A 25311-nucleotide genomic window follows, 5' to 3' on the forward strand; every position below is an offset into this window, starting at 1 on the left:
AATTCTAGATCAATAAAATCAGTAGCGTAGAAATTTTCACCGGGATGAGCGGTATTGAATTCTCAGCCTAAACCCCGAACTGCGCGCGCCAGGCGCTGAGCTTCTCCAGGCTCACCACCACCCCGCCGCAGGCGATCACCGCGACGCGGGCGTAGGGCTTCAGCGCCGGATGGTCGTCGTAGGCGAGGCTGAGCGCCGCCCCGCAAGCCGGCTCGACCAGCGCCAGATGATCGTCGGCGAACCGCGAGCAGGCCCGCACCGCGTCGGCGTCGGACACCACCGCCGGAACCACCGGCCGCGTCTGCGACCAGGCGAAGGCCGCGTCGGCCAGCCGCCGCGCGCCCAGGCTGGAGGCGATCGTCTCGATGCGCTCGAGGGTGACCGAGCGGCCGGCCTCCATCGACCGCGCAAGCGTCGCGGCGCCCTCGGTTTCCACCGCCACGATGGCCACCTCGTCCAGGCCGTGCCGCGCCAGGCCCTCGGCGACGCCGCACATCAGCCCGCCGCCGCCCACCGCCACGACCACGGCGTCCGGAACCGGCCCCCGCGCCACGATTTCGTCGATCAGGCTGGCGTGGCCGGCCCACAGTTGCGGATGGTCGAAGGGCGGGACATAGGCGCCTTCGCCGCGGCCGACCATGGCCTGCGCCAGCGCGTCGGCCTCGTCCCAGACGTCGCCTTCGACGCGGACCTGGGCGCCCAGCGCCGCGATCCTGTCGCGCATGAAGGCCGGCGTGGTCGAGGGCACGACCACGGTCACCGGCACGCCCAGCGCCCGGCCCGCGTAGGCGGCCGCATAGCCCGCGTTGCCGCCCGACGAGCAGACGAAGCTCCGGGCGCCCTCGGCCTTCAGCGCCTGGCACAGTCGCCCGACGCCGCGGATCTTGAACGATCCGGTGGGTTGGTAGGCGTCCAGCTTCACCCAGGTTTCGCGCCCGCTGGCCGGCAGGCCGCGGTGCGGGACGTAGGGCGTCTCGATGTGCAGTTGGTCCAAGGGCGTCCCCATCGGCGGCGGTCAGGCCTTTTGGCCAGTTCCGCCAGCCAAGGCCAGAGGCGGGTTTGCCGGGCCGGGCGCGGCGGTGTCAGATAGCCCCATGTGGCGCCGCCTCCTCATCCCGCTCGCGCTCGGACTGGCCGCCGCCGCTCCGGCGCGCGCCCAGCCGGCGGCCGGGGTTCGCAGCGAGACGCCGATCGTGGAGTCGAGCCTGAGCAACGGCGCGCGCCGCTACGCCGTGGAGGTGCAGGTCGGCGCGACCCGGCTGCTGGCCGCCCTCGACACCGGCTCCACGGGCCTGCGGATCCTGCCCGGCGTGCTGAAGGCCGGGGACGCCGGCCCCAGCGAGGAGCCGGAGACCTACGGCTACGCCTCCGGCTCCCGCTACGAAGGCGTGGTCAGCGAGGCGGCGGTGAGCATCGCCGGCGCCAGGGGGACCTCGCCGGTCCACCTGATCCGGACCATCGGCTGCTACGCCTACCTGCCGCATTGCCCGGCCTCGCGCACCACGCTGGAGCGGTACGGCATCGCCGGCGACGGCCTGCCGGGCGAGGGCTTCAAGGCGATCCTCGGCATCGACATGGCGCCCGGCCGGGTGGGCAATCCCCTGCGCTTCCTGGGCGCGCGGCGCTGGATCGTCGAGTTGCCGCGGCCGGGCGAGGGGACCGGGCGGCTGATCCTCAACCCCACCGACGCCGAGGTCGCGGGCTACGCCATGGCCCCACTCGCCGCGCCCTACGCCCACGAGCGCGGCGGCGGCCTGCACGACGCGGCGCCCGGCTGCCTGGCCAACGCCGCGGCCCGCCAGAGCGCCTGCGGCGTCGTGCTGATGGACACCGGCGCGCCGGGCCTGGCGGTGGCCAACGGGCGGCTTGTCGGTCCGCCCTGGCCGGACGGCTCGGCGGTCAGCCTGGAGCTCTTCGACGCCACCGGCGGCCTGGCCGCGCGCGCCGAAATGACCACCGGCGATCGCGACCTCGGCACGCGCCTCAGCTACCGGCGCGAGACCCGCGTCTACGGCACGGTGATCTACGCCGGGACCGCGCCCTACTTCGCCTGGTCGGTGCTCTACGACCCTCGCCGCCAGACCATCGGGCTGAAGCCGCGTGCGCCCGCGCCCGCGCCCGCGCCCGGCGCTCCAAGAGCGGCGGCCGTGGACCGCTAGCCCCAGGGATGGCGGTGGCGGATTCTCCCGGGCGTCGTTTGGCGGCTTAAGGCGCGGTTAACGTTCGCGGATCGGAGAACTGAATTCCCTGTAAGTGCTGATTTGTAGATGAATGATTTCGGGGCGACTCGTTTCGAGGCGCAAAGAGACAAAGCTTTTCTCCGGCCGGGCGTCATCATGGAGGTGACTTCAGACCAGGGGTGTCCCGCCATGTTCCGCGCCTTCACCGAGCATCCCGAGAGCGTCGGCGAGACCTATTTCGAGCACATGCACTCGGCGTCCTGGTTCGCCACGACCATGTTCGTGGGCGCCTTCGCCTGCCTGATCCACGCCGTCCTTCCGTTCGCCTGCCAGAAGAGCGGCAGCCGTCGGATCAGGCTGCTCTACGAGCGCATGGTGACCAATCGCCACCGCGCGCCCGCCTCGGACGGTTTCCTCGGCATGGCCGAGGGGATCTGAGGTCAACGGAACAGCCTCGCCACGCCCAGCCCGATCAGTCCCCAAAGGACGAGCGACACCAGGATCGCGATCGTCAACCCGATCCCGCGACGCCAGTGTTCTACGCCGTTTCGGGCTTCGCCGTGGGCTGAGGGATCGTCCCCCGCCTCGACCGGCGGGGCGCGATCTGGGTCTGGTGGCCGTCCTGGCGGCTCCGCCCGCGTCGACCTGCCGCCACGCCTGTGCGTCAGGGCCGTCGCCTTCATACGCGCCTCCTTACGCAGCCAACAGGGCCGCGACGGACTGCCGATGGGGCGACAGCCCGTCTTCACTACTTAAGCTTGAGTCACCTTTCTCGTCTGCAAAAATTTGGGGGGAATAAGCACCCTCCCTAGTTGTAATTCGGGGTCTCTGCGGACCTTACCAGATCCGCACCCTCTGCTCGGGCGCGACATAGAGCTTCTCGCCGGGCTTCACATCGAACGCCGAGTACCAGCCGTCGATGTTGCGGATCACGCCGTTCACCCGATAGACGGCCGGCGAGTGCGGGTCGGTGGCCAGGCGCTGGCGCAGGGTGTCCTCGCGGATCTTCTCGCGCCACACCTGGGCCCAGCCCAGGAACACCCGCTGGTCGCCGGTCAGGCCGTCGATCACCGGGGCGGGCTTGCCGTGCAGGCTGGCGTGGTAGGCGTCGAGCGCCAGGGAGAGGCCGCCCAGGTCGCCGATGTTCTCGCCCATCACCAGCCCGCCCTGGATGTGCGCGCCCGGCAGCGGCTCGAAGGCCGAGTACTGGGCGCCCAGCCGGTCGGTCTGGGCCTTGAACTTCGCCGCGTCCTCGGCCGTCCACCAGTCGGTCAGCACCCCGTCGCCGTCGGACTTGCGGCCCTGGTCGTCGAAGCCGTGGCTGGTCTCGTGGCCGATCACCCCGCCGATGCCGCCGTAGTTGATCGCCATGTCGCCGTCCGGATCGAAGAACGGCGGGGCCAGGATCGCGGCCGGGAAGACGATCTCGTTGTTTGAGGCGTTGTAGTAGGCGTTGACCGTCTGCGGGGTCATCCCCCACTCGGCCTTGTCCACCGGCCCGTTCAGCCGGGCGACCTCCCGATGCCACTCGAAGGCGCCGGAGCGCAGGACGTTGCCGTAGAGGTCGTCCCTTTTCAGCGTCAGCTTGGCGTAGTCGCGCCACTTGGACGGATAGCCGATCTTCACCGTGAACTTCGACAGCTTCTCGAGCGCCTTGGCCTTGGTCGGGTCGCTCATCCAGGGCAGCTTCTCGATGCGGGCGTGGAGGGCGGTGTGGATGTCGCCCACCAGGGCGTCCATCTTGGCCTTGGCCGACGGCGGGAAGTAGCGCGCCACATAGACCCGACCGACCGACTCCCCGACCGCGCCGTTGGTGAAGGCCACCGCGCGCTTCCAGCGCGGCTGCTGCTCCGGCTGGCCGGCCAGCTCCTTGTTGCGGAACTGGTAGTGGGCGTCGACGAAGGCCTTCGACAGATAGGGCGCCGCGCCGTCGGTCACGTGGAACGCCTGCCACGCCTTCAGCGTCTCCAGCGGCGTGTCGGCGTAGATCTTGGCCACCTTGGGGAAGGCGGTGTTGGTGGTCACCACGACGCGGGTGACGCCGGGCAGGTCGGCGGAGGCCAGGTAGCTGGCCCAGCCGATCCCGGGCGCCAGCGTGTCCATCTCGGCCGGCGTGGCGGGATTGTAGGTCTTGTCCCGGTCGCGCCGCTGCACCCGCGTCCAGGAGACTTCGGCGAGCCGGCTCTCGAAGTCGACCACGGCCTTGGCGTTCTGGGCGGGCCTCGGCCAGCCGGCCAGCGTCAGCATCTGCTGCACATAGGCCAGGTACTTGGCCTTCTTGTCCGCGAAGGAGGCCTGCAGGTAGTAGTCGCGGTCGGGCAGGCCCAGGCCGCCGTTGGCGGCGTGCACGGCGTATTGCCTGGGGCTCTTGGCGTCGATGGCGATGCCCACCGGGAAGACGGTGGCGAAGCCCGTGGAGTTGGCCTTGGCCATCAGGGCTGTGAACTGGGCCTTGGTCTTGGCCGCCCGGATCTGCGCCAGCTCCGGCGCGATCGGCTTGGCGCCCAGCCTGTCGGCCAGGGCCTCGTTCATGAACGAGGCGTAGGCCGCGCCGATCTTGGCGGCGTCCTTGTCGGTCAGCTTGCCGGCCGCGGCGTCCATGTCGATGGCGTGGGCGCGGTTCTCGGACAGCACCGACAGCTTGTCGAAATTGCCGAACCGGGTGCGGTCGGCCGGGATCTCGGTGCGGGCCGCCCACTTGCCGTTGGCGTAGCCGAAGAAGTCGTCGCCGGGCTTGATCGAGGTGTCCATGCCGGAGACGTCGAAGCCCCAGGTCCCGTACTTCGGATTGGCCACGTCGGCGGCGGGAACCGGCGCCTCGCCCGTACCCTGCGCCAGCGCCTGCGTCGTCGTGCGGTGGCCCTCGTGCCCCAGGGGCGCGGCCAGGGCGGGCGCGACCCCCAGGGCGGCCACCGCCGCGGCGGCGAGCAGGATGTTTCGGCGAGCGGAGGTCATCGGCGTCTCTCTGATGCGCGGGATGGGGATCGCAGGGCTTGAGCCTGCGCTGGGCGTCAGGAAACGGGGAATTTTGATCCCACGCAAGCCTTCCTCTCCCGCAACGCAGGAGAGGGCGCGCTCGCCGAAGAGCGAGGGGTGGAGAGGGCAAGCCTCAAGCTCCGAGCTATTGGGGCGGATGGGGCGAGCGCGGTGTCCCCGGCTTGCCCTTCCCGCCATCCGTTCTTCGCGTTGCTCGGCGGATGGTCCGCACTTCCCGCGAAGCGGGAAGGGACGTCGCAGCTCTCGCTACTCTTCCGGCAGCAGGCGCTCGTAGGTGCGGCGGATGACGCCGTAGCATTCGCAGGCGAGCTGCTCGAGGACGCCGCGGTCGATGATGTCGACGACGCCCCGGCGATAGCGGATGGCGCCCTTGGCCTGCACGCCGCGGGCGACGGCGGTGACGGTGGTGCGCTGCACGCCCAGCATGTCGGCCAGGAACTCCTGGGTCAGGGCCACCGTGTCGCTGGAGATCCGGTCGTGGCAGGTGAGCAGCCACCGGCAGAACCGGGCTTCCACCGAATGCAGGGCGTTGCAGGCCACCGACTGGATGGCGTGGCCGTAGAGCGCCTCGTTGTGGCGGTCGACCAGGTCGCGGATGCGCGGGCTCTTGTCCCAGGCCTCGTGAAGCTGGGCGGCGCTGATCCGCGCCGCGCGGGTGGGCGTCTGCACGATAGCGCGCGACAGGGACTGGCGCGGGGCCACGGCCGCCATCAGGCCGAGTGCGCCCTCGCAGCCGATGGTGGCGCTCTCGATCGCCGCCCCGTTTTCCATCAGGGTCATCAGCGAGATCACCCCGTCGTGCGGGAAGTAGACGACGTCGATCCGGTCGCCCGGGTCGTAGAGCAGCCGTCCTCGCTCCAGGTCGACCTGAGCAAGATGAGGGGCCAGCAGCCCATGGTCTTCGGGCGACAACGAAGCGAGCAGTCTGTTGTGCACCTGGGTGAGGAGCCTTTGCATCGGGGAATCGAAACGTCGCCGTACGGCTTGGGTTTCAAGGTTATCGATGCGAATTGTCAGGGACTGTCGACGACTCGACACTTCCCACTGGAGAAACGGTAAAATCCAGAAATCGCTTGAAGAAATCACGCAGACGCGGAGTTTTCCCGCGTCCTCGCCATGTCGGATAGTCGACTTTCAAAGAGCCGAAGACATCCGGAAGCCCCTTATTGCAGCCAGATTCTCTCGCCGGGCCGGCCTCGGCCTCGAATCACTATTGAGTCGGCCGGCGAGTCCTTCGCCGACGCAGCTAGTGCAGGGTGGCCTGCGCGCGGCCGCCCAGCTCGAAGGACTGCAGCGGCGCGGCGCCCCAGGCGATCTCCCAGGTGAACTTGGTCAGGCCCAGGCCCGCGACCCACACCTCGGCGTCCACGCAGTCCATGCACAGCATGGTCAGCTTCGGATCGTCCAGGCCCTCCGGCAGCCAGGCGGCGACCGCCGCGTTCCAGCAGCGCGCCATCCGCCGCCGGTCGTCGACCCGGCTCAGCGCGCCGCCGATGGAGGCGATCAGGTCGCCGTCCTGGTAGACGAAGGCGCAGCACCCGCCGTCGCCGACGCTCTGGACCAGCTCGGTGTCGGTGCGGGCGATGAACCACAGGCGCTTTCGCCTGCGCTCCACGACCGCCAGCATCGGCTGGGCGTGCAGCCCGGACTTGGTCAGCCCGAGCATGCCGACCCCTCGCGTCTCGATCGCCGCCCACAGCCGTTGCTGCGTGGCATTGCCCTCGTGCGTCGTCTTGATCATGGAATGTCCCCCCGGAGCCTTCCCTTGTGGCCGCGCGGCCTCTGTCGGACCGCGCGCCCACGCCTTGTCTATGCCGTCAATTCTGGCGCGTCGTGATCATCGCGGATGACACCCAGCCGCGATTTCCGTTCTCGTCGTCCACTTCCCACCAGATGCCGTTCTTCTGCCCCGTGGGATAGACCATGTCGCCGATGCTGAAGCTACGCACCTGCGCCGCCTGCGGCGACGGCGTTTTGCGCATCACCACCGCCTGCTTGACCGTGTAGCCTTGGACGCCGGCCGCCTTGCTCGCCTGTTCGCCCGTCGGCGCGTCGCGCTGCATGTAGTGCACGAGGTCAACGAAGGCGTTGAAATAGGCCGCCGTCACCACCTTGCCGATGTCGGTGTTGGAATAGCCGCCGCCGGCCAGGGCCGCAAAGCCGCTCCAGCCATAGCTGCCGCCGCCGGCCCCGAAGGAGATGTCGGTCTTCTGGGCCGTGCCTTCCGCCACATAGAGCTGCTCGGTGGAACGGGCGTCGATCAGAGTGATCAGGGCCTGGGCCTCGGACCGCTTGGTGTTGATGCTGCCGGCCAGGGCGCCGAAGCCGCCCAGGCGGCGGCCGAAGGCGCCGGCCACGCCGCCCAGGTTGTTGCCGCTGGCGTTGGAGTTCGAGTTGGCCAGGTCGGGCACGATGAAGAAGTCGGCGCCGGCGACCTGGCCCTTGCCGATATTGGCGCCGCGGCGCAGGTCGCCCGAGGCGCCGAGGGCGGTCTCCTCGTTGCGCATGGCCAGGCCCGCGTTGCGGTCGACGATCCGCAGGCAGTTGGAGCGCGAGGCGAACAGTTTGAGCAGGGTTTCGGGGCTGGAGAGGCCGTATTGCGTCCACCACTGGCGCTCCGGCTCCTTGATCGCCGCGCGGCCGAGGGGCTTGTCGCATTGCGGCAGCTCCGGCGTCCCGGCGGGCTTCTTCTTGTCCATGCCGTATTGGGCGATCGCGGGCGAGGCGCAGAAGGCGACGACGACGCCGGCGGCGAGCCAAGTCAGCTTGTGCATGTCTACCCCCAGGCCAATCGAGGTTAACCAGGCCGATCGAGGTTAACGCCCCAGCCTAAACCTCGAACGACGCAGCTTCAAATCAAGTCGCTCTTGGGGCGAGCACGGAGCATTCCCGCACCTCATCGGCGAGCGGTCCACGGCGGCCTTGAGCCGGGCGCGCGGCCACCTTAAGTGTGCCGGCGGAGGAGCTTCCGCATGATCCGAACTGCTGTCGCCGCGCTCGCGGCCCTGGCGCTCGCCGGTTCCGCCGCCGCGTCCGCCGCGCCGCCGAAGCTCGCCATCGACAGCTTCGCCCAGCTTCAGACGCCCTTGCCCTATCCCTACGACGAGGCCGCCGACGCCAATGCGGCGGTCGCCCGGGCCAAGGCCCGCGCCCGGGCCGAGCACAAGCTGCTGCTGGTCGACCTGGGCGGCAACTGGTGCGGCGACTGCCGCATCCTGTCGGCGACCCTGGACCGGCCGGAGCTCAAGGCCTTCATGGACAGGCGCTACACGACCGTCCTGGTGGACGTCGGCCACTTCGACAAGAACCTGCAGATCCCGGCCCATTGGGGGATCACCGAGCGCCTCGAAGGCGTGCCGGCCCTGCTGGTGGTCGATCCGAAGACCGACCGGCTGCTCGATGGCGGCCACGTCGCGGCGCTGGAGGACGCGCGCCACATGACGCCCCAGGCCCTGGCCGACTGGCTGGCGCAGTGGACGCGGTAGAAGCCTAGCCCGTCAGCCAGCGCCGGGGGTGGCGCCAGCCCAGCTCGCGCACCTCGCCCTGGGCCAGGCCCAGGATCTTCATCTTGGCCGCCGAGAGCGCCCGCACCGCCTCCACAGGCTCCTGGCCGCCCACCGGGCCGGTCGCCACGCGTCCCGTCCGCCCGGCCCAATCGACCGCCGTCCATTCGCTCTTGCCCTGGTCCTCGTGGCCGACCGCGAAGTAGTGGCGCAGAGGCGCGGGTTCGCCGGGGATTTCCACCAGCACTGCGATCAGCCAACCGCCCGCCATCCCTGCCTCCTTGCTGAGCGCAGACCCCTTAGCCTCATTGCACAGCGTCGTGCGAGTTGAATGCGCCCCGAACTGCCCATAGGCTGTCTGTTCAGGATGAGGAGCATTCGCCATGGCCGAGACCCCAGAAGATCCCAAGACCACCGATGGCCCGCGGGCCCGGCCGAACCAAAAGGACAAGGGCACCGTCGTCAACTCGGCCTTTGGCGAAAAGATGGACGGTCATCTTTCCGATATCGCTGACGGGGACGACAGGCGCAGGACGCACGCCGCGAAGGCCGATGACGGGAAAGCCCACCCGGGCCAGATCGACAAGGGCAAGGTCGTCAACACCGCCTTCGGTGAAAAGATGAGCGGCCATCTCTCCGACATCACCGACGGCGACGACTAGATCCGACTGAATTCCGAGCCGGCGGGGCCTGTGCGCCCTGCCGCGCCTTGCGAGTTATCGTTTGTCGTAGACCACCTGGCCGTCGACCACGGTCAGCACGGCGTGGCCCTTTGGGATCGCCGCCTCGGGCGCGGTCATCAGGTCCACCGAGAAGCCGGAAAGGTCGGCGCGCTTGCCGACGCTGATGGTCCCCAGATCCTTCTCGGCAAAGCGAGCATAGGCGGCAGACGCCGTGAACAGCTTTAGGGCCTGCGCGCGGCTGAGCGCCTCTTCCGGATGCCAGTCGGCGTTGGAGAAGCCGCCCAGGTCCTTGCGCGCCACCGCGGCGTAGAACTCGATCAGCGGCGCACCGCGTTCCACCGGCGCGTCGGAGCCGCCGACCACCACCGCGCCGGACTTCAGCAGGCTCTGCCAGGCGTAGGCGCCCTTCAGCCGGTCCCTGCCCAGGCGCGCGGGCGCGAAGTGGAAGTCGCCGATGGCGTGGCTGGGCTGCATGGAGGCGATCACCGCGTCGGCGTGGAAGCGCGGGATGTCGGCGGGCCGCAGGATCTGGGCGTGCTCGATCCGCCAACGCGCGGCCTTGCCCGCCACCGGATTGGCCTTGAACGCCTCCTCGTAGAGATCCAGCGCCGTTGCGTTGCCGCGGTCGCCGATCGCGTGGGTGGAAACCTGGATCCCCTTGGCCAACGCCGTGTCGAGATAGCCGGACATCACCCTCGGCTCGGTGATCAGCGTGCCCCTGATCGCCGGCGCGTCGGAATAGGGCTCGAACAGCGCCGCCCCGCGCGAGCCGAGCGCGCCGTCCATGTAGACTTTGATGCCCCGCGTGACGATCCGCCCGTCCGGGGTGGCGCGCGGGCCGCCGGCGAACAGCGGCCCGGCCTGATCGGCCTCGACCATGTTGTAGACCCGCAAGGGGGCCTCGCCACGCTTGTCCATGTCCTCGAGCAGGCCCACGTCGGCCCAATTGACGCTCATCGAATGGACCCCGGTCCAGCCATAGGCCGCCTCCGCCCGGAAGGCCGCCTTGAAGGCCGCGAGCCGGTCCACCCCGGTGGCGGGGCGACGCTGCGCGCTGAGCAGTTGCATGGCGTTGTCCACCAGCATGCCGGTCAGCTTGCCGTCGGGACCTTTCAGGATCTGGCCGCCGAACGGCGCGGGCGTCGTCTCGTCGATGTGGGCGGCCTTGAGCGCCGCAGAATTGGCGACCACCGCGTGACCGTCGGCGCGCCGCAGCAGCACCGGGACATCCCCTGACACCGGGTCGATGTCGGAGCGGTCGAGGAAGCGGCCCTCCGGCCAGCCGGTCTCGATCCAGCCGCCGCCGACCACCGCGCCCGCGCCCTTGTGCTCGGCGATCCAGGCCTTCAGCCGCTGGGTGACCTCAGCGGCGGACTTCGCGCCTTCCAGGTTCAGCGTCAGCTCCCGCTCGCCGATTTCGCGCAGGTGGGCGTGGCTGTCGGTGAATCCGGGGAACAGAGCCGCGCCCGCAAGATCGATGACCCTGGTCTTTGGCCCCACCATGGCCTGGGCCCCGGCCTTGCCGCCGGCGTAGGCGATCCGCCCGTGGCTGACCGCGACGGCCTCGACCTTCGGCCGGGCGTCCACCGCCGTGTAGATCGGCCCGCCCCAGATCACCAGGTCGGCGGAAGGGGACGCCGCAGCGGACGCCGCCAGCGGGGCGGCGACGGCGACAGCGGCGAGCAGGCGGAGACTGGTTGTGCGCATACGGCGAAGCTAGACCTGCGCAGGACTGGCGGCAATCGGCCGTGGCTTCCCGTTGAAAGCCTCGCGGAGGGTCAGTGCGGCGCCGATTTCACGAAGGCCGCGACCGCAGGCATGGCGCCTGGCGCCAGAGGACGGCCGGGATCGGCGTAGGTCGCGACGTTGCCGGCGCGATCCGCCGGCGCGGCCTTCAGGACGTGGTTCATGCCCGGCACGATCACCAGCTTGGCGTCGGGCCTCGCCGCCGCCAGCAGGCGAGCGTCCTGCACCGAGACCTGAACATCGTTGTCGCCCTGCAGGATCAGGACCGGCGCCTTGACCCCCGCCAGGGCCTTGGCCGGATCGAGGGTCAACTGGGAGATGAGATAGGGCTGGACGCTGGGCCGGAACAACGCTTCCAGCCCTGGAATATTCGCGATCTGGCGCCCGTGCTCCAGCTCCGTCAGGCCCGCCTCGATCTGGGCCATGACCGGCGGCGGCAGGTTCCGGGCGGCGAACTGTTCCCGCAGGACCACGCCGAACGGGCGGCCCGCGCCGGAGACCTCGATCACGCCGCAGGTCTCGATCTTCTGCGCCGCCAGGGCCGCGACCAGCGCGCCTTCCGAATGGCCGAGCAGGACCACGCAGGTCACCCCCGGCTGGGCCTTCAGGAGACGCGCGAAAAGCACCGCATCGTCGACGGCCGTGGTGAAGCGCAGGTCCGCCTCGTTCACCGCGGCGGGCGCGCTCTTGGCGATGGCGCGCTTATCGTAACGAAGGCTGGTGACGCCCGTCGCCGCAAGCCCCTCGGCGATCAGTTTCAGGCTGGCCGGTCGAACGCCGGGGACGGTCGAATTGCCGTCGCGATCCGTCGGGCCCGAGCCCGCGACCAGCAGGACCGCCGGCCCAGGCCGCGCGCCGGTCGGCATGAGCAGCGACCCGTAAAGCGGCGCGGCTCCGCCATCGACGGTGACTTCTCGCTCCATGCCCGTGTCCGGCCCCTCGGCGTGGGCCGCGCCGGCCAGGACCACGGCCATCATCACCGTCGCCGCCGTCAGGCAGGCGATCCAGATGGTCAGTCTGCGCAGGATCGACATCTTCCCCTCCAGCTCCCGAATCTGGCCTAGCGGCGCCGGGGCGCCGGCGGGGCCGGCGTCGGGGCGGCGGGCGGCGGGACCTGGCCGGCCTGGGCCGCGGCCACCAGCCCCAGCAGGCCGCCGGGGTTCATGGCGTCGACCATGGCGGTGGGCATCAGGATGGTGGCCCCGCGCTCCTTGGTGGTCTCGTAGATGATGTTCATGGCGCGAAGCTGCAGGGCCGCCGGGCTCTGGGCGTAGATCTCCGCAGCCTCGACGAACTTCTGCGCCACCGAGAGCTCGGCCTGGCCGAGGTGGATGCGGGCGGCGGCCTCCCGCTGCGCCTGGGCCTCGCGGCTCATGGCGTCCTGCAGGGCGTCGGGCACGCCGATGTCGCGGATCTCGACGCTGATGGCGGTGACGCCCCAGTCGGCGGTCTTGCGCCCGATCTCCTCGCGCAGCAGCTCGTCGCCGTGCTTGCGGTCGGAGAGCAGGGTCGACAGCAGCGAGGAGCCCACCATCTCGCGCAGCGAGGTCTGGGCCACGCGGCTGATGGCGGATCGGTAGTCGGTGATCTCCAGCGCGGCGCGCTCGGGGTCGTGGATCTGCCAGAACACCACCGCGTCCACGTCCACCGGCACGGTGTCCTTGGAGAGCGCCTGCTCGGCGTTGAACTCGGTGGTCTGGATGCGCTGGTCGAGCCAGGACGAGACCTCGTCGATCACCGGAACGATGAAGAACAGGCCCGGCCCCTTGATCCCCTGCAGCTTGCCCAGCCGCAGCACCACCGCGCGCTCCCACTGGTTGGCCATTTTCATCGACATGGGCGTCAGCACGCCCAGGATCAGCAGGCCCGCGCCCAGCCAGAAGGGGAGGTAGGACCCTCCGCGCGCGCCCTCCTCGAAGGCCAGGCCGGCGAAGCCCACGAACACCACGGCCAGGAGGGTCGCCAGCGGATTGCCCCCGCGCCGGCGGAAGCCGCTGGCCGGGAACGTCACGCCCGGAATGTAGGCGTTGCTCATCTTGAGGTCTCCTTTTGCGCGGCGAGCGCCGCGATGCGATCCGCCAGCGCCAGGGGGTCGACCCCGAGCGCTGCGGCGGCGGCCAGGGTCTGGCGCGCCAGGTTTTCGGTTTCCCGTTCGTGTTCGTGGCCCTGCATGGCCGGCGGCGGCGTCGCCACGAAGCTGCCGCGCCCGCGCACCAGCTCCAGGGCGCCCAGCCGCTCCAGCTCGTCGTAGGCGCGGCGCACCGTGTTGAGGTCGACCTTCAGGGCCACGGCCACCTGGCGCATGGTCGGCATCTGCTCGCCGGGGCTGAGCAGGCCGGCGCCGATCGCGCGCAGGAACTGCTCGCGCAGTTGCACATAGATCGGGACCCCGGTCTCCCCTAGCCGCAGGGCGGCCAATATTTGCGCCTGTGTATGCATACACTCATACAATACGCCGACGGTAAGGCTTGTCAAACGGCGTTCGAAGAACGGACGGGCGCGACGTCTCCTCTCCCCCGCGAAGCGAGAGGGAGAGGGTAGGGAGAGGGCGGCTGAGCGTCTCAGCTACGCCGAGTGAGGCGAGGGCCCTTGTCGACCTTTCGCGAGAGCCGCTCGCGCCGAGCCGCCCTCTCCCGGCCTCTCCCCCTCGCTTCGCGGGGGAGGGGAGGTCAACCCTGCGGGAAGCTCAGGCTGGGCTGGGCGGTCCAGGGGTCGACCCGGGTCCGTGGCGCGGCGATCACCATCCGCCCGCCCAGGCTGGAGCGGCCGATGCCGTCCACCTCGTAGAGCGCCTCGAAATTGTCCTTGGCCTTCACCGCGCGGCTCAGCGCCTTCAGCGCCTCGGGGTTGGCCATGGCCTCGGCGGCCTGCTGCAGGCCGTTGTCGCGGGCCCCGGCGATCACCACGATGTGGTTGCCCGAAGGGCCCTGGAAGGCGGCGACATAGCCATAGTCGCGCCGGCTCGTGTCGCCCTGGTTCGGCCCGCCTTCCTGGCTGCGGTAGACGTGGCGGGTCGACCCGTCGACCAGCTCGTCGTAGGTCTCGCCCACCGTGAACCGCGACCCTGCGAACACCGGATTGCGCAGTACGCCGAGGCCGCTCAGGTAGCCGAGGTAGACGATATTGTCCCGCTTCAGCATTTCCGGCGTCAGGTCCGAGGCCATCACCACGTGCAGGCTTTCGGCATGCGCCCCGCCCCGCGACAACAGCGGCACGACGCTGCGCAGGGCGAAGGCCGCGCCCACCGGCAGGTAGTAGAGGTCGAGGTCGCGGTAGCGGCCCATGGCCTTGGGGTTGTCCATCAGCCAGTCGTCGAGGTCGGAGGAGGAATTGATCGAGTACTGGCGGATCAGCCGGTCGATCCCCGCCGCCTCGTCGATCTCGCCGAAGATGTAGTAGTCGCCCAGCACCAGCAGGGTCGGCGGCTCGGATTTCAGGAGCGCGCTCCAGGGCGCGGCCCCCTGGGCGCGGGCCAGGGTCCGCTCCGCGCCGTGGGTCATCCAGAACCCCGCCCAGGCGCCCAGGTTGAGCAGCAGCAGCGCTGCGACGGCGGCGATGGCATAGGCCCGCCGCGGCCTCGCCGGCGCGGGCTCCGCGGGCGCCGCCTCGCCGGCCCGGGGCTCGGCGACCATGCGGTATTCGCCCTTGGGGACGGTCAGCCGCACCGGCTCGTCGCGGCCGGCGCCGGCGTAGAAGTCGTCCAGCTTGCGGCGCAGGCGGTGGACGGCGACCCGCACCGAGGCGTCCTGCGAGCCGTCGAAGGCCGACGAGCGGCCGAACACCGCGGCGGCCACCTCGAACTCCTTGGGCCGCGCCCCGGCCACGGCCTGGGCGGCCAGGTAGTCGAACAGCCGGTTCAGCCCGTCCGAACGGCCGAGCGCATGGCGCGCGCGCAGCCGCGCCGCCAGCTCGGCGATCCCGTCGCCCGCCTGCTCCGTGGCCGCGTCGGACAAAGCGACTGTAACCTTCTGTAACCCCCCGGAGACCGTATTTAACCGGACAGGCCCCTGAATGGCAAAGTATGGCTTGGATCAGGAAAATCCCGGGGGACTCCCTTGAAGCGCCTTGTCACCTTCGCGGCCTGCGCCGCCCTGCCGATCTCGCTGATGCTGGCCTGCTCGCCGCAGAAGCCGGCGGCCCCCGCCAGCCCGGCGAAGTACAACGTCGACGCCTTGGACATGAAGGAGTTCATGGGCCACGTGGTCGACCCGGCGTCCTTCGCCTACTGGAAGGGCTCGGGCACGGATGAGACGGCCCAGGGCACGAAGGACCTGACGCCCACCACCGACGAGGGCTGGGAGCAGATGGAGACCGCCGCCGCGGTGCTGATCGAAGCCGGCAACGCCCTGCAGCTGCCGGGCCGCCCGCGCGCGCCGGAAAGCGACTTCGACAAGTTCGCCCAGCAGCTTACCGCCGAGGCGATCCTTGCCAAGGCCGCCGCGGCCAAGCACGACAAGCAGGGCGTCTATGACGAGGGCGCCAAGCTCTATCTGATCTGCACGGCGTGCCATAAGGAGTACGTTATCGATCCGGGCATCAAGGCCAACGGCCCCGCCCAGGGCGCGCCGCTGCCGGACTGGCCGGCGGATGTGAAGGCCAAACAGGGAAAGTACGCGGCCAAGCCCGCCGGCTGACCGCGCCGACCAGGAGTTCGTCCATGCGCAAGACCGTCCTCGCCCTCGCCGCCGCCGTGACGGCCTTCGGCCTCGCCGGCCAGGCGGCGGCCCACGCGCGGCTGATCACCGGCTCGCCCAAGGCCGGCGCCACCGTGGCCGCGCCGAAGATGCTGACGCTGCAGTACAGCGAGAGCATCGTGCCGGCCGCCTCGCACGTCACCGTGACGGGCCCGGCCGGCGCGGCCGTCGCCACCGGCCCGCTGACCCTCGACCCCAAGAGCAAGCGCACGGTGATCGTGCCCTTCACCGCCCCGCCGGCCGCCGGCGCCTACAAGGCCGCCTGGCACATGAAGACCGAAGACGGCCACGAAACCGACGGCGACTTCGCCTTCCACGTGAAGTAGGTCTTCCAGGAGGGGGAGCCTCGCGGCCGGTCAGGCGTTCCGGCGAGGCTCGCTTGGGAGGCGACCCGAACATGACCGAACGCGCCGTGGATTCTGCCCGCCCGGATTCCGACGTCAAACAGCCTGAGCGGCCCAAGCTGCTGCAGGTCCTCGGCCCCGGCCTGATCACCGGCGCGTCGGACGACGACCCCAGCGGGATCGCCACCTATTCCCAGGCCGGCGCCCAGTTCGGCTTCGGCCTGAGCTGGGTCATGCTGTTCTCCTGGCCCCTGATGTGCGCCATCCAGGAGATCAGCGCCCGCATCGGCCGCGTCACCGGCCGCGGCATCGCCGGCAACCTGAAGAGGCACTATCCGGCCCCGGTGGTCTATTCGCTCGTCACCCTGGTGATCGTGGCCAATGTCATCAACCTGGGCGCGGACCTGGGCGCCATGGGCGCCGGGCTGAGGCTCCTGATCGGCGGGCCGCAGCTCGTCTATGTGGCGCTCTTCGGCCTGGTCACCGTGCTGCTGGAGGTGTTCTCCCGCTATTCCCGCTACGTCTCGATCCTGAAGTGGCTGACGCTGTCGCTGTTCGCCTATGTCGGCGTGGCCTTCGTCGTGAAGATGCCCTGGGGCGAGGTGGCCAGGAGCCTGGTGGTTCCGCAGATCACCTTCACGCCCGCCTACATGACCGTGGTGGTGGCGATCCTCGGCACGACCATCAGCCCCTACCTGTTCTTCTGGCAGGCCGAGGAGGAGGTCGAGGAGGTCAAGGAGCGCGACGACGCCAAGCCGCTGGAGCGGGCGCCTGAGCAGGCGCCGGCGGAGCTCGCCCGCATCCGCGTCGACACCTATGTCGGCATGGCCATCTCCAACGCCGTGGCCCTGTTCATCATCCTGACCACGGCGGCGACCCTGCACGCCCACGGGATCACCGACATCCAGACCTCGTCCCAGGCCGCCGAGGCCCTGCGCCCGATCGCCGGGCGCTTCGCCTTCACGGTCTTCGCCATCGGCATCATCGGCACCGGCCTGCTGGCCCTGCCGGTGCTGGCCGGGTCCTCGGCCTATGCGCTGGGCGAGACCCTCGGCTGGCATGTGGGCCTGGCCCGCAAGCCCAGTCGCGCCAAGGCCTTCTATGGCGCCATCGCGGTGGCCACCCTGCTGGGCGTGCTGCTCAACTACAGCCCCATCGACCCGATCAAGGCGCTGTTCTGGAGCGCGGTGATCAACGGCGTGGTCGCCGTGCCGGTGATGGGGATGATGATGCACCTCTCCAGCCACAAGGAAGCCATGGGCGACTTCAAGCTCGGCCGGGGGCTCAAGATCGTCGGCTGGCTCGCCACCGGCGTCATGGGCGTCGCGGCGATCGGCCTCTTCGCCACCTGGGGCAAGTAGGGCGGACCCTACCGCTCCAGGTGCAGCCGCAGGGAGACGACGTCCACCGGCCCGCGGTCGCGGTTGTAGGCGGGGTTCTGGATGAGCTGGTTGTCCAGGCTGAACGTCATGCCCTTGGCGAAGCCCAGGCTGTAGTAGGTCTCCAGGATGCGCTCCGCGCCGGGATGCGGCAGCCGCCCGTCGCCGATCAGGATGCCCAGGCCGCCGGCGTTCAGGTAGCGCTCGCCCGCCGACGACAGGTCGTTGACCACCACGGCCGCGGCGACCGTGTCGCCCTTGCGGCCCCAGCGCTCGCCCGACACCGAGACCCCGGCCTGCGCGGTCCGGTCGATGTCGGTGTATTCGTAGGCCTCATAGGTCCCGTCCGCCCAGCCCAGCCGGCCGAACAGGCCGACGCCGTCGGCCACCTCCTGCTCGACGTTGAGGTAGGCGCCGGGGCGCGAGCGGTAATGGCGCACCAGCGCGGCGTCGGCAGGCTTTCCGGTCGCCAGCGCGAGGGCGGTCGCGTCGTCGTAGCGGCCCATGCCCCCGCGGGTCACGAAGCCCGCCAGCCGCACGGCGCCCGGCCGTCCGCCCAGGGTGAACCGCCGCTCCGCCTCGCCGATCACCTGGAACTGACTGAAGTCTGAGGTCAGCACCGCGTTGTTGGGCACGATGGAAAGGTCGAACACGCCAGCCCGCCAGGCCCAGTCGCCGCGGTACCACTCGGCCGCCGCGCCATAGGTGTAGCCCCAGGCGTCGGCCGCGTAGTCGAAGCTGCCGGCGGTGATCAGGCTCCAGTTCAGGAAATCCTGCCGGGGGTCGTGGGCGTATTTGTTGGTGTCGAAGACGTCGGTGGCGTTCAGCTTGCCGGCGGTGAGCACGACCCGGTCCTTGGTGCGGCGCCGGCCGAGCGCGTTGAGGTCGGCCTCCTGGTCGTCGGCCTCGCCGCCCAGGTCGAAGGTCTGGCGGATGAACAACCGGGCGATCCGCGCATAGGGGTGCGAACGCCCTACCTTGGCCCCGTCGCCGTTCACATAGCCCGCCGCGCCCAGCGTGTTGTTGGGGGCGTAGCCCTGGTACATCTCCAGGTTCCCCCAGATCTCTCCGCCCGCCCAGGGCTTCACCCCTGCGTAGAGGGTGGCGTCCACCGTGTTGCCGGTGGTCGCCTGCGGCCGGAAGCTGTTGGGGCCCTGGAAGGCGGAGTGGAAGGCCGGATAGTGCTGCAGGATGTCGGTGACCTGGAGATGGACCGCCCAGGCCTCGGGCGTCACCGGCGTCTTGTCCTCGGCCGGGGCCTGCGACGGCGCCTGGGGCTGGGCGTCCTGGGCCAGGGCCGGGGCGGCGAAAGCGAGCGTCATTGTGGCCGCCAGCGCGAGCGGCTTGAGGATCGTCGTCATGGGTGGGCTCCAGCTCCGCGCTTCAAGCGCGATGGCGCAGGGCGAGTTCCACGATGCGGACCGCGACGAGGCCGCCGGCGATCACGAGATAGCCGCGCAACGCCAGCATCCAGAGCTTCTCGGGGCGGCTCAGCGCCGCCGGCGCCAGCAGGTCCAGGGGCGGCATGCGCCAGTCTTCCCGGCCCGTGCGGTCGATGCGCCCGCGCCGCTGCCGCGGCTGGAAAGCCCAGCCGGCCAGCGCCAGGGCCCCGCCGCCGGCCAGCGCGTCCACGATGAAGCGGTCGCCGATGTCCGGGTAGAACACCGAGGCCGTCAGGATCACCGAGAGCACCAGCAGGAGGGCGATGACCCCGCCGGTGAACAGGTTGAGCCAGGGGCCGTTGCGCCAGGGCCCGAGCACCGCCTTGTCGTTGCACAGCAGCAGCAGGAAGACCGTCGCGCTGGGCAGCAGCACGCCCGCCAGGGTCTGGACGGCGTTGGTCAGCAGGCCCAGCGGCGTGCCGGGGATCAGCACCAGGGCCGCGGCCGCCGCGATCAGGCCGGCGTAGATCAGGTAGAAGACCCCGGCCTCGCGCGGCTTGCGGTGCAGCGAATGGTTCAGCTTGAAGACGTCGCCGATGGCGTAGGCCGTGGAGAGCGACACCGCGCCCGCCCCGATGATCGAGGCGTCGATCAGGGCGATGGCGAACAGGACGCCCACGACGTGGCCGGAATGGCGGCCGAGCGCCGCGGCCACCGCGCCTGCGTCGGTGAAGTGGCCCTGGCCGGGCTGGCCCGAGAAGGCCGCCGCGGCGAAAGCCATCATCGCCACGCCGCCGGCCACCACGAACAGGATGCCGATCACCAGGTCGGCCTTCTCATAGGCCATGAAGCGCGGCGTGATGCGCTTGTCGATCACGTAGCTCTGCTGGAAGAATAGCTGCCAGGGCGCGACCGTCGTGCCGACGATCGCGATGATCAGCAGCATGACGTCGCTCAGCTTGCCGCCCCTGGGCAGGCCGGGGACCAGGAAGTCGTGGCTCAGTTGCGCCACCGGCGGGTGGGTTGTCAGGAACACCGGCAGCAGCGCCAGGCTGCCGGCCACCAGGACCATCATGAAGCGCTCGAAGCGGCGGAAGCTGCCCGTCGAGGCCGCCGCGATGGTGACGATCGCGGCGACCACCACGCCCCACGCCTTGGGGATGCCCAGATACTCCAGGCCGAGCTCGATCCCGATGAACTCGGTGACGATGGTCAGCGCATTGAGCAGGAAGAGGTCGATGACCGAGAACGCGCCCCAGAACTTGCCGAAGCGGTTGAAGATCAGGCGCGCATGGCCGACCCCGGTGACCACGCCGAGGCGCACCACCATCTCCTGGTTCACGTACAGCACCGGGACCAGCAGCAGCAGGGTCCAGAGCAGGCCCGTTCCATAGTTCTGGCCGGCCTGGGTGTAGGTGCCGAACGCGCCGGCGTCGTTGTCGCCGACCATCACGATCAGGCCCGGGCCGACGATGGCGGCCAGCGTCAGGAGCCGCCGTCGCCAGCCCGATCCGGGGGCGTGGCCATGTTCGGCGATCGAGCCGAAGGCGCCCTTGATGTCGCCCCGGTGGGCGGTGTCGAGGTGGGCGCCGGGCGGGGCGTTCCCGACGGCGGTGGTTTCCATGACGGACATGACGCAATTCCTGTACGCGGAGCTTGGGGGATCGGGACGGGGCGCCCGCTGCGGGGCTGCGGGCCGCTCAGCCGGGCGGGCGCGGCGATCCCCGTCTCCAGATCCGCGACGGACGGCCGTCCGCGTCGAGACGCCAGGCGGCGCTCAGCGCCTCGCGCGGCCGCGACGACGCGCCGAACGGGTTCAGCCCGCCGCGGACGACGTCGGCGGTCGGAAACGAGCTGCGGGGAATGAAGATGGCCATCTGGAGCCTCCTTCTGCCTAAGCGGTTTGCTCAAGCCCGGGAGGCGACGGCCGACAGATCAGGCCTCGGCCTGCATCCCTTCGACAATCACGAACGCCCGGGCGACGAACCGGCCAGCCGCGGGGTGTGCAGGCGACGCCAAGCGTCGACTGTCGCCCTCGGTGGTCGGGTTGCTAGATCGCGGGTTCATTTTGATCCGTGGTCCTGTTGCTCTCGGCCGACGCGAACGACGGCCACGCCGGGCGGGAAGGGGACAACCCTTCTCTCCCGGCGCAAGGGCGGATATACCCTAGGGGGCTATGGTTTCAAGAGGTCAGAGTCAAAAAAATGAGCCACGTCGCCAAGGAAAAGACCAAGCTGCTGAATCGGCTGCGTCGGCTTCGCGGCCAGATCGAGGCCATCGAGCGCGCCGTGGACAGCGACGAGGAGTGCGCACGGATCCTGCAACAGGCGACCTCCTGCCGCGGGGCCCTGGACGGCTTCATCGCCGAGGTGATCGAGGATCACATCCGCGAGCACATGGTCGACCCGTCGTCAGACGCCGCCGATCCTCGGCGCCAGGCCGCCGAGGAACTGGTCGACATCGTCCACGCCTATCTGACCTGACGGCGTCCGCCGCCCAAAGCGGGTCGGCGCCGCGGCGGTCAGGCCGCGCTCGCCCTGCGGAAGGTCTCGTTCGGATGGCGCCAGGAGAACGCCTTCATGAAGGCGTTCACATAGTCCCCGGCCTTGGCCCCGTAGTCCATGTGGTAGGCGTGCTCGTACATGTCGAGCGCCAGCAGCGGGGCGCCGTCGGCCAGGACCTGGGTGTGGTCGGACGCCCAGGTGTTCACCAACCGCCTGTCGTGCCGGCTGTAGGTCAGCAGCACCCAACCTGAACCGCCGCCCAGCGCCTTGCCCATGGCGGAGAATTCGGCCGCCCAGCGGTCGTGGCTGCCGAAGTCGCGTTCGATCGCGCCGGCCAGGCCCGGGCTCACCGGTTCGGGGGGCCGCAGTCCATTGAAATAGACCTCGTGCAGGATCATCGAGTTCCAGGCGATCAGCTCCTCGCGCTTCAGGCCGTTGACCGTGAACACCGGGGCGGTGGCCGGATCGAGCTTGCCGAACTCGGCGCGTATGGCGCCCAGCCGCTTCACCGCGCCCACGTAGTTGTTGTCGTGGTGGCTCACCAGCAGCTTCTCGGAGAGGCCCGGGACGGCCTTCGGGTCGAAGGGCAGGGGCTGTTGGGCGAACCCCCCTGCGGCGGGCGGCGCGGGCTGGGCCGCGGCGGTCGTGGCGACAGCGGCGGCCGCGCCGGCGAGGGCTGCGCCGCCCAGCAGCATGCGGCGGTCGAGGGTGGGTTCAGTCATGGGGTTTCTCCGTTGGACAAGGTCGGGGTTTCCAGGCGGCGCGGCCGCCTGGCCGCGGTAAGCCGCTTCCGTGTCGTTTCGGCCAGCGCCTGCGGCGCCTCATCCGGAATCGGAAAGACCGAACTGACATTGATCTCGCAAAGCACGTAGCTGTCATCGCCCTGCGGCGTCCGCGGCCCCAGCAGGAGGTCGGCGTCCCAGATCACCGGCAGGTCGTCAGGGGCGATCCCCAGCCGGCGCGCAAGGCCCGGGGTCCAGTCCCCCTCCATCAGCGCGCGCAGGCGCTGGAAGCGCGCGTCGTTCGGGCCGGAATAGAGCCTGGGCCCGGCCGGCCCCGCCTCAGGCGGCGCCAGCGCGCGGACCAGTTGGCGCCCGAAGCCCGCCACGCGTCCGCCGGACATGTAGCAGCGGACCATCCCTTCCAGATGGCGCGGCTGGAACGGCTGGTCGACCAGGCCGCCGCCCGCGGTGAAGTCCGCCGCGCGCTCAGCCATGAAGGCCTCCAGGGGAAGGGTTCGCGGTTCGCTCCCGCCCTTCGCCTCCTGGACCCTGACATCGCCGCCGGATTCGCGCTCTACCTTCCAGACCCCGATCCCGCCGTTGCCGCGGTTCTGCTTCAGCACCCGCGGGCCGGCGGAGAGCCGGCCCGGGAACGCCCGCTCGAAGGCGTCCCGGGTCTCATAGAAGGCGGTGTCCGTCCCCCAGCCCAGGTCGCGGGTGGCGTGCAACACGCTCTTGACCCCCATCTTCGAGGCCACGTCGGGATGGGCGCTGACGAACACCCCCGCGCTCGCCACCTCCCGCAAGATTTCGTCCAGCATCGCTCGTCGCGCGCCGTTGGCCGTCGAGATCGGGTCGACCCAGACGAGCACCCCGTCCATGCCCAGGAGCTGGGCGCGGACCTCGTCGGCCAGATCCTCCGACCAGACCGCGGGCTCGGCGGCGATGCCCTGACGCTCCAGCGCGGCGAAGACGGCGTTCAGCCGGCTTGTCTCGCCGCGCGCCTCGTCCCGGGCCTGGCGGTCGCCACGCCACACGACGGCGACCTTGAAGAGTTTGGTCTCAGACACCTCACGCTCCCTCGCGCCCGGCGTTGCGCCAGGCTGACAGGAGCGGGTCTTGGACGGCGCGCCGTCTGGCCGGGCGCCCGCGTCGGCCCGGAAGCCGGGCAGATTAGCCGGATCGCCGCGGGGTTCAACCCCGTCGGGATGCCGATCACGAGATCACCCGGACCGCAACGCAGTATCGCGGTCGAAGCGAAGCGGAAGGCTGGGCCAGGGGGATGGCTTTGCGGCCTGCCTGCTACTTCGGCGCCTTGCCGGCGTCCTTCAGGTCCTTGTCGATGTCGTGCTTGTAGAGGCTGTCTTTCGGCCGCTGGATGTAGCGGCCGTGGCACTGGAAGCAGGCGTCGTACATGGCGCTGCCCGCGTCGTTGGTCTTGTCGTGGTCGTGGGCGGCGGCCGCCGTCATGCCGGCGATCCCGGCGGCGTTCAGCGCGATGGCGTATTTCATCCACGGGCCGTTCGGGTCGCGGGCGCGGCCGTCCATCATCAGCAGGTTGCCGGCCTCGGCGATCTGGGCGGCGGTGTCGATGTTGATGTTCCACTCCGACTGCGCGGTCGGCACCCGGTCGTTGGCGCCCTTCTCGTCATCCACCTCGCCGGAGTGGGCCCAGTAGGTCTCGGCCGCCGGATTGATGATGTGGCGCATGACGTCCTTCACCGACAGCAGCACCCGGCCCTGGGCGGCGACCGGGGGCGCCGGCCTGGGCGCCGGGCTCTGGGCCAGGGCCGGAACAGAGCAGGCGAGCGCCAACCCGGTCAGAAGAAGTGGCAGACGCATCGAAGTTCCTCCCCGTTTGACGCCACCTTAGCGGCCGGGCCGGCCGGCGGAAGCCCCAACCTCCGCCGTCCGGCCGACCCGGGGCCGTTCAGCTTGGGTCGGGGACCCGTCGCGGCATGGGTGCGTCGCGGTCGACGGGTGGCGCGGGCCTGGCGGGGGCGGCGACGGCGGGTGGCGGCTCCGGCGCCGTCGCGAAGCTGGTCAACGGCTGCGGCGGCGGCAGTTCGAGCTGTCCGATCGAGGAGGCGGCCGCGGGCGCAGGGGCGGCGTCGGCAAGTCGCGCCGGCCGCGCCGCGACGGTCGGGGTCCTGGGCGCGGGCGGGGACGCCGCCGCCACCGGCGCCGGCGCGGCGGCGACCGCAGCGGGCGGGGGCAGGGCGGGCGCGGCCTTTCCTCCGACCAGATCGCCCACCGCCAGCGCCGTCCCCGCCGTCGGCGGCGCCGGCTCGCCGCGCGGCGGGGCGACGCCGATCAGCAGGAAGAGGGCCAGCAGCCCGCCTGCGCCCACGGCGGCCGCGGCGATCAGCGGGGTCAGGCGCAGCTCCCGGCGCCGGGGCCGGGCGCGCCGGACAGCCGCGACGCGCATCGGCGCGACGAAGGGCGGCGGGGCAAGGGGCGCAGGCTCGGGGTCGAGGGCGGGCGGCGCCGGCTGGGGGGCCACCGGCGCCGCCACGGCCGCCACGCGCGGCCGGGCGCGGATCGCCAGCGGCGCCTGCGGCAGGTGCGGCCAGATGCTCTCGCGGCTCCAGGGATTGGCCGCGTCGTTCCGGAAGGGCGTCATTCAGCCTGCCTCCACGGACGCCAGGCTGTGGGCGCAGTTCGGCGCTTCTGTGGCCCCGGGCGCATCGCGCGGCGGCTCAGTTCAGGGCTTGGGCGGGGCCGTATAGAGTTCCACGTTGTTGCCCTCCGGATCGCGGATGAAATAGGCGACGTTCGGGATCACCTCGCGGGTCTCGACCCCCTGGCCTTTCAGCCAGTCGGCCAGGCCCCTGGCGTTGGGCGTCGCCAGGATCACCCGCGAGAAGGCGTTCGGCCCCGCCGGCCGCGTCGTGCTCTTGGCCAGCGCCAGGATCGCCCCGTTCGGCCCGTCGCCGTAGCCCATGACGTACTCGTAGGCCGTCCCGCCCCGCTGGATGGTGTCGCGCACGGCCAGGCCTAGCTTGTCGGAATACCAGGCCCTCTGCGCCTCCAGGTCGGCGACATAGAGGCCGGGCCCGGCCACGTGCGCCGGCTTCAGCTCCGCCGGCGGCCCGGCGGCCAGCGCCGTCCCCGCCGCGCCCATCGCCGCCGCCGCGCCCAGCACGGCCATGGTCCACGTCTTCATCCGTACCCCCT

Annotated in this window: 27 protein-coding genes; 8 read left to right on the forward strand and 19 right to left on the reverse strand. The window is 70.6% G+C overall.

Annotation, left to right across the window (positions count from 1 at the left end):
* Positions 1-67: 67 nt before the first annotated feature.
* Positions 68-994 carry a pyridoxal-phosphate dependent enzyme gene (locus VNW53_RS07175; RefSeq protein ID WP_325554576.1) on the reverse strand — a complete coding sequence of 309 codons (927 nt, stop codon included), beginning with the start codon at positions 992-994 and terminating at the stop codon, positions 68-70.
* 100 nt (positions 995-1094) lie between these two features.
* Here VNW53_RS07175 and VNW53_RS07180 point away from each other — a divergent pair, with 100 nt between their 5' ends.
* Positions 1095-2159 carry a hypothetical protein gene (locus VNW53_RS07180; RefSeq protein ID WP_325554577.1) on the forward strand — a complete coding sequence of 355 codons (1065 nt, stop codon included), beginning with the start codon at positions 1095-1097 and terminating at the stop codon, positions 2157-2159.
* A gap of 210 nt (positions 2160-2369) precedes the next feature.
* Positions 2370-2618, forward strand: a complete 249-nt coding sequence (locus VNW53_RS07185; RefSeq protein WP_325554578.1) for a DUF6356 family protein — start codon at positions 2370-2372, stop codon at positions 2616-2618.
* A 399-nt stretch (positions 2619-3017) separates the two neighbouring features.
* Here the strand turns inward: VNW53_RS07185 and VNW53_RS07190 are convergent, their stop codons facing one another.
* From VNW53_RS07190 to VNW53_RS07205, 4 genes are all read right to left on the reverse strand, one after another.
* A complete protein-coding gene (locus tag VNW53_RS07190) occupies positions 3018-5135 on the reverse strand; it encodes a M13 family metallopeptidase (protein WP_325554580.1) in 2118 nt (705 codons plus the stop codon).
* A 288-nt stretch (positions 5136-5423) separates the two neighbouring features.
* Positions 5424-6134: a Crp/Fnr family transcriptional regulator gene (locus tag VNW53_RS07195; RefSeq protein WP_325554581.1), complete on the reverse strand. Its 711-nt coding sequence runs from the start codon at positions 6132-6134 to the stop codon at positions 5424-5426.
* Between the two features lie 289 nt (positions 6135-6423).
* Positions 6424-6918 carry a pyridoxamine 5'-phosphate oxidase family protein gene (locus VNW53_RS07200; protein ID WP_325554582.1) on the reverse strand — a complete coding sequence of 165 codons (495 nt, stop codon included), beginning with the start codon at positions 6916-6918 and terminating at the stop codon, positions 6424-6426.
* A gap of 76 nt (positions 6919-6994) precedes the next feature.
* Positions 6995-7951 carry a CsgG/HfaB family protein gene (locus VNW53_RS07205; protein WP_325554583.1) on the reverse strand — a complete coding sequence of 319 codons (957 nt, stop codon included), beginning with the start codon at positions 7949-7951 and terminating at the stop codon, positions 6995-6997.
* Positions 7952-8149: 198 nt separating this feature from the next.
* Between VNW53_RS07205 and VNW53_RS07210 the strand changes: the two genes are divergently transcribed.
* Positions 8150-8662: a thioredoxin family protein gene (locus VNW53_RS07210; RefSeq protein WP_325554584.1), complete on the forward strand. Its 513-nt coding sequence runs from the start codon at positions 8150-8152 to the stop codon at positions 8660-8662.
* A 4-nt stretch (positions 8663-8666) separates the two neighbouring features.
* Here the strand turns inward: VNW53_RS07210 and VNW53_RS07215 are convergent, their stop codons facing one another.
* Complete coding sequence (locus VNW53_RS07215) at positions 8667-8951, reverse strand: hypothetical protein (protein WP_325554585.1); 285 nt, start codon at positions 8949-8951, stop codon at positions 8667-8669.
* Between the two features lie 112 nt (positions 8952-9063).
* Between VNW53_RS07215 and VNW53_RS07220 the strand changes: the two genes are divergently transcribed.
* A complete protein-coding gene (locus VNW53_RS07220; protein WP_325554586.1) occupies positions 9064-9342 on the forward strand; it encodes a hypothetical protein in 279 nt (92 codons plus the stop codon).
* A gap of 54 nt (positions 9343-9396) precedes the next feature.
* Here the strand turns inward: VNW53_RS07220 and VNW53_RS07225 are convergent, their stop codons facing one another.
* From VNW53_RS07225 to VNW53_RS07245, 5 genes are all read right to left on the reverse strand, one after another.
* A complete protein-coding gene (locus tag VNW53_RS07225; RefSeq protein WP_325554587.1) occupies positions 9397-11070 on the reverse strand; it encodes an amidohydrolase in 1674 nt (557 codons plus the stop codon).
* Between the two features lie 71 nt (positions 11071-11141).
* On the reverse strand, positions 11142-12143 hold the full coding sequence (locus VNW53_RS07230) for an alpha/beta hydrolase (RefSeq protein WP_325554589.1): 1002 nt from the start codon (positions 12141-12143) through the stop codon (positions 11142-11144).
* 26 nt (positions 12144-12169) lie between these two features.
* Positions 12170-13144, reverse strand: a complete 975-nt coding sequence (locus tag VNW53_RS07235) for an SPFH domain-containing protein (RefSeq protein WP_325554590.1) — start codon at positions 13142-13144, stop codon at positions 12170-12172.
* Positions 13141-13548: a GntR family transcriptional regulator gene (locus tag VNW53_RS07240; protein ID WP_325554592.1), complete on the reverse strand. Its 408-nt coding sequence runs from the start codon at positions 13546-13548 to the stop codon at positions 13141-13143. Before VNW53_RS07240 ends, VNW53_RS07235 begins: the two co-directional genes overlap by 4 nt.
* Positions 13549-13778: 230 nt before the next feature.
* Positions 13779-15062, reverse strand: coding sequence for a hypothetical protein (locus tag VNW53_RS07245; protein ID WP_325554594.1), 1284 nt, complete (start codon positions 15060-15062; stop codon positions 13779-13781).
* A 102-nt stretch (positions 15063-15164) separates the two neighbouring features.
* On the opposite strand from VNW53_RS07245, the gene VNW53_RS07250 reads away from it, so the two are divergent.
* From VNW53_RS07250 to VNW53_RS07260, 3 genes are all read left to right on the forward strand, one after another.
* On the forward strand, positions 15165-15743 hold the full coding sequence (locus VNW53_RS07250) for a hypothetical protein (RefSeq protein ID WP_325554596.1): 579 nt from the start codon (positions 15165-15167) through the stop codon (positions 15741-15743).
* Between the two features lie 23 nt (positions 15744-15766).
* A complete protein-coding gene (locus VNW53_RS07255; RefSeq protein ID WP_325554598.1) occupies positions 15767-16129 on the forward strand; it encodes a copper resistance protein CopC in 363 nt (120 codons plus the stop codon).
* 71 nt (positions 16130-16200) lie between these two features.
* Entirely contained in the window at positions 16201-17508 is a 1308-nt protein-coding gene (locus tag VNW53_RS07260; RefSeq protein WP_325554599.1) for a divalent metal cation transporter, read from the forward strand.
* An 8-nt stretch (positions 17509-17516) separates the two neighbouring features.
* Here VNW53_RS07260 and VNW53_RS07265 read toward each other — a convergent pair whose 3' ends face one another.
* The 3 genes from VNW53_RS07265 to VNW53_RS07275 form a co-directional block, all read right to left on the reverse strand.
* Positions 17517-18887, reverse strand: a complete 1371-nt coding sequence (locus tag VNW53_RS07265; RefSeq protein ID WP_325554600.1) for a carbohydrate porin — start codon at positions 18885-18887, stop codon at positions 17517-17519.
* Between the two features lie 22 nt (positions 18888-18909).
* On the reverse strand, positions 18910-20541 hold the full coding sequence (locus VNW53_RS07270) for an Nramp family divalent metal transporter (RefSeq protein WP_325554601.1): 1632 nt from the start codon (positions 20539-20541) through the stop codon (positions 18910-18912).
* Between the two features lie 67 nt (positions 20542-20608).
* Complete coding sequence (locus VNW53_RS07275) at positions 20609-20785, reverse strand: hypothetical protein (RefSeq protein ID WP_325554603.1); 177 nt, start codon at positions 20783-20785, stop codon at positions 20609-20611.
* A 327-nt stretch (positions 20786-21112) separates the two neighbouring features.
* Here VNW53_RS07275 and VNW53_RS07280 point away from each other — a divergent pair, with 327 nt between their 5' ends.
* Positions 21113-21391 (forward strand): metal/formaldehyde-sensitive transcriptional repressor, encoded by a 279-nt coding sequence (locus VNW53_RS07280; protein ID WP_325554604.1) that lies wholly within the window; start codon positions 21113-21115, stop codon positions 21389-21391.
* A 38-nt stretch (positions 21392-21429) separates the two neighbouring features.
* Here the strand turns inward: VNW53_RS07280 and VNW53_RS07285 are convergent, their stop codons facing one another.
* From VNW53_RS07285 to VNW53_RS07305, 5 genes are all read right to left on the reverse strand, one after another.
* Positions 21430-22134: a Fe-Mn family superoxide dismutase gene (locus tag VNW53_RS07285; RefSeq protein WP_325554606.1), complete on the reverse strand. Its 705-nt coding sequence runs from the start codon at positions 22132-22134 to the stop codon at positions 21430-21432.
* Positions 22131-23204 carry a Cj0069 family protein gene (locus VNW53_RS07290; protein WP_325554607.1) on the reverse strand — a complete coding sequence of 358 codons (1074 nt, stop codon included), beginning with the start codon at positions 23202-23204 and terminating at the stop codon, positions 22131-22133. The genes VNW53_RS07285 and VNW53_RS07290 overlap by 4 nt, the downstream gene beginning before the upstream one ends.
* Before the next feature lie 232 nt (positions 23205-23436).
* On the reverse strand, positions 23437-23976 hold the full coding sequence (locus VNW53_RS07295) for a hypothetical protein (protein ID WP_325554609.1): 540 nt from the start codon (positions 23974-23976) through the stop codon (positions 23437-23439).
* 88 nt (positions 23977-24064) lie between these two features.
* Entirely contained in the window at positions 24065-24757 is a 693-nt protein-coding gene (locus tag VNW53_RS07300; protein ID WP_325554610.1) for a hypothetical protein, read from the reverse strand.
* Positions 24758-24838: 81 nt separating this feature from the next.
* The gene (locus tag VNW53_RS07305; protein ID WP_325554612.1) at positions 24839-25300 is read right to left on the reverse strand and encodes a VOC family protein; all 462 of its coding nucleotides are present in this window, start codon (positions 25298-25300) and stop codon (positions 24839-24841) included.
* Between the last annotated feature and the right edge of the window lie 11 nt (positions 25301-25311).

Origin of the sequence: Phenylobacterium sp., from assembly GCF_035569475.1 — a bacterium.
GTDB lineage: Bacteria > Pseudomonadota > Alphaproteobacteria > Caulobacterales > Caulobacteraceae > Phenylobacterium.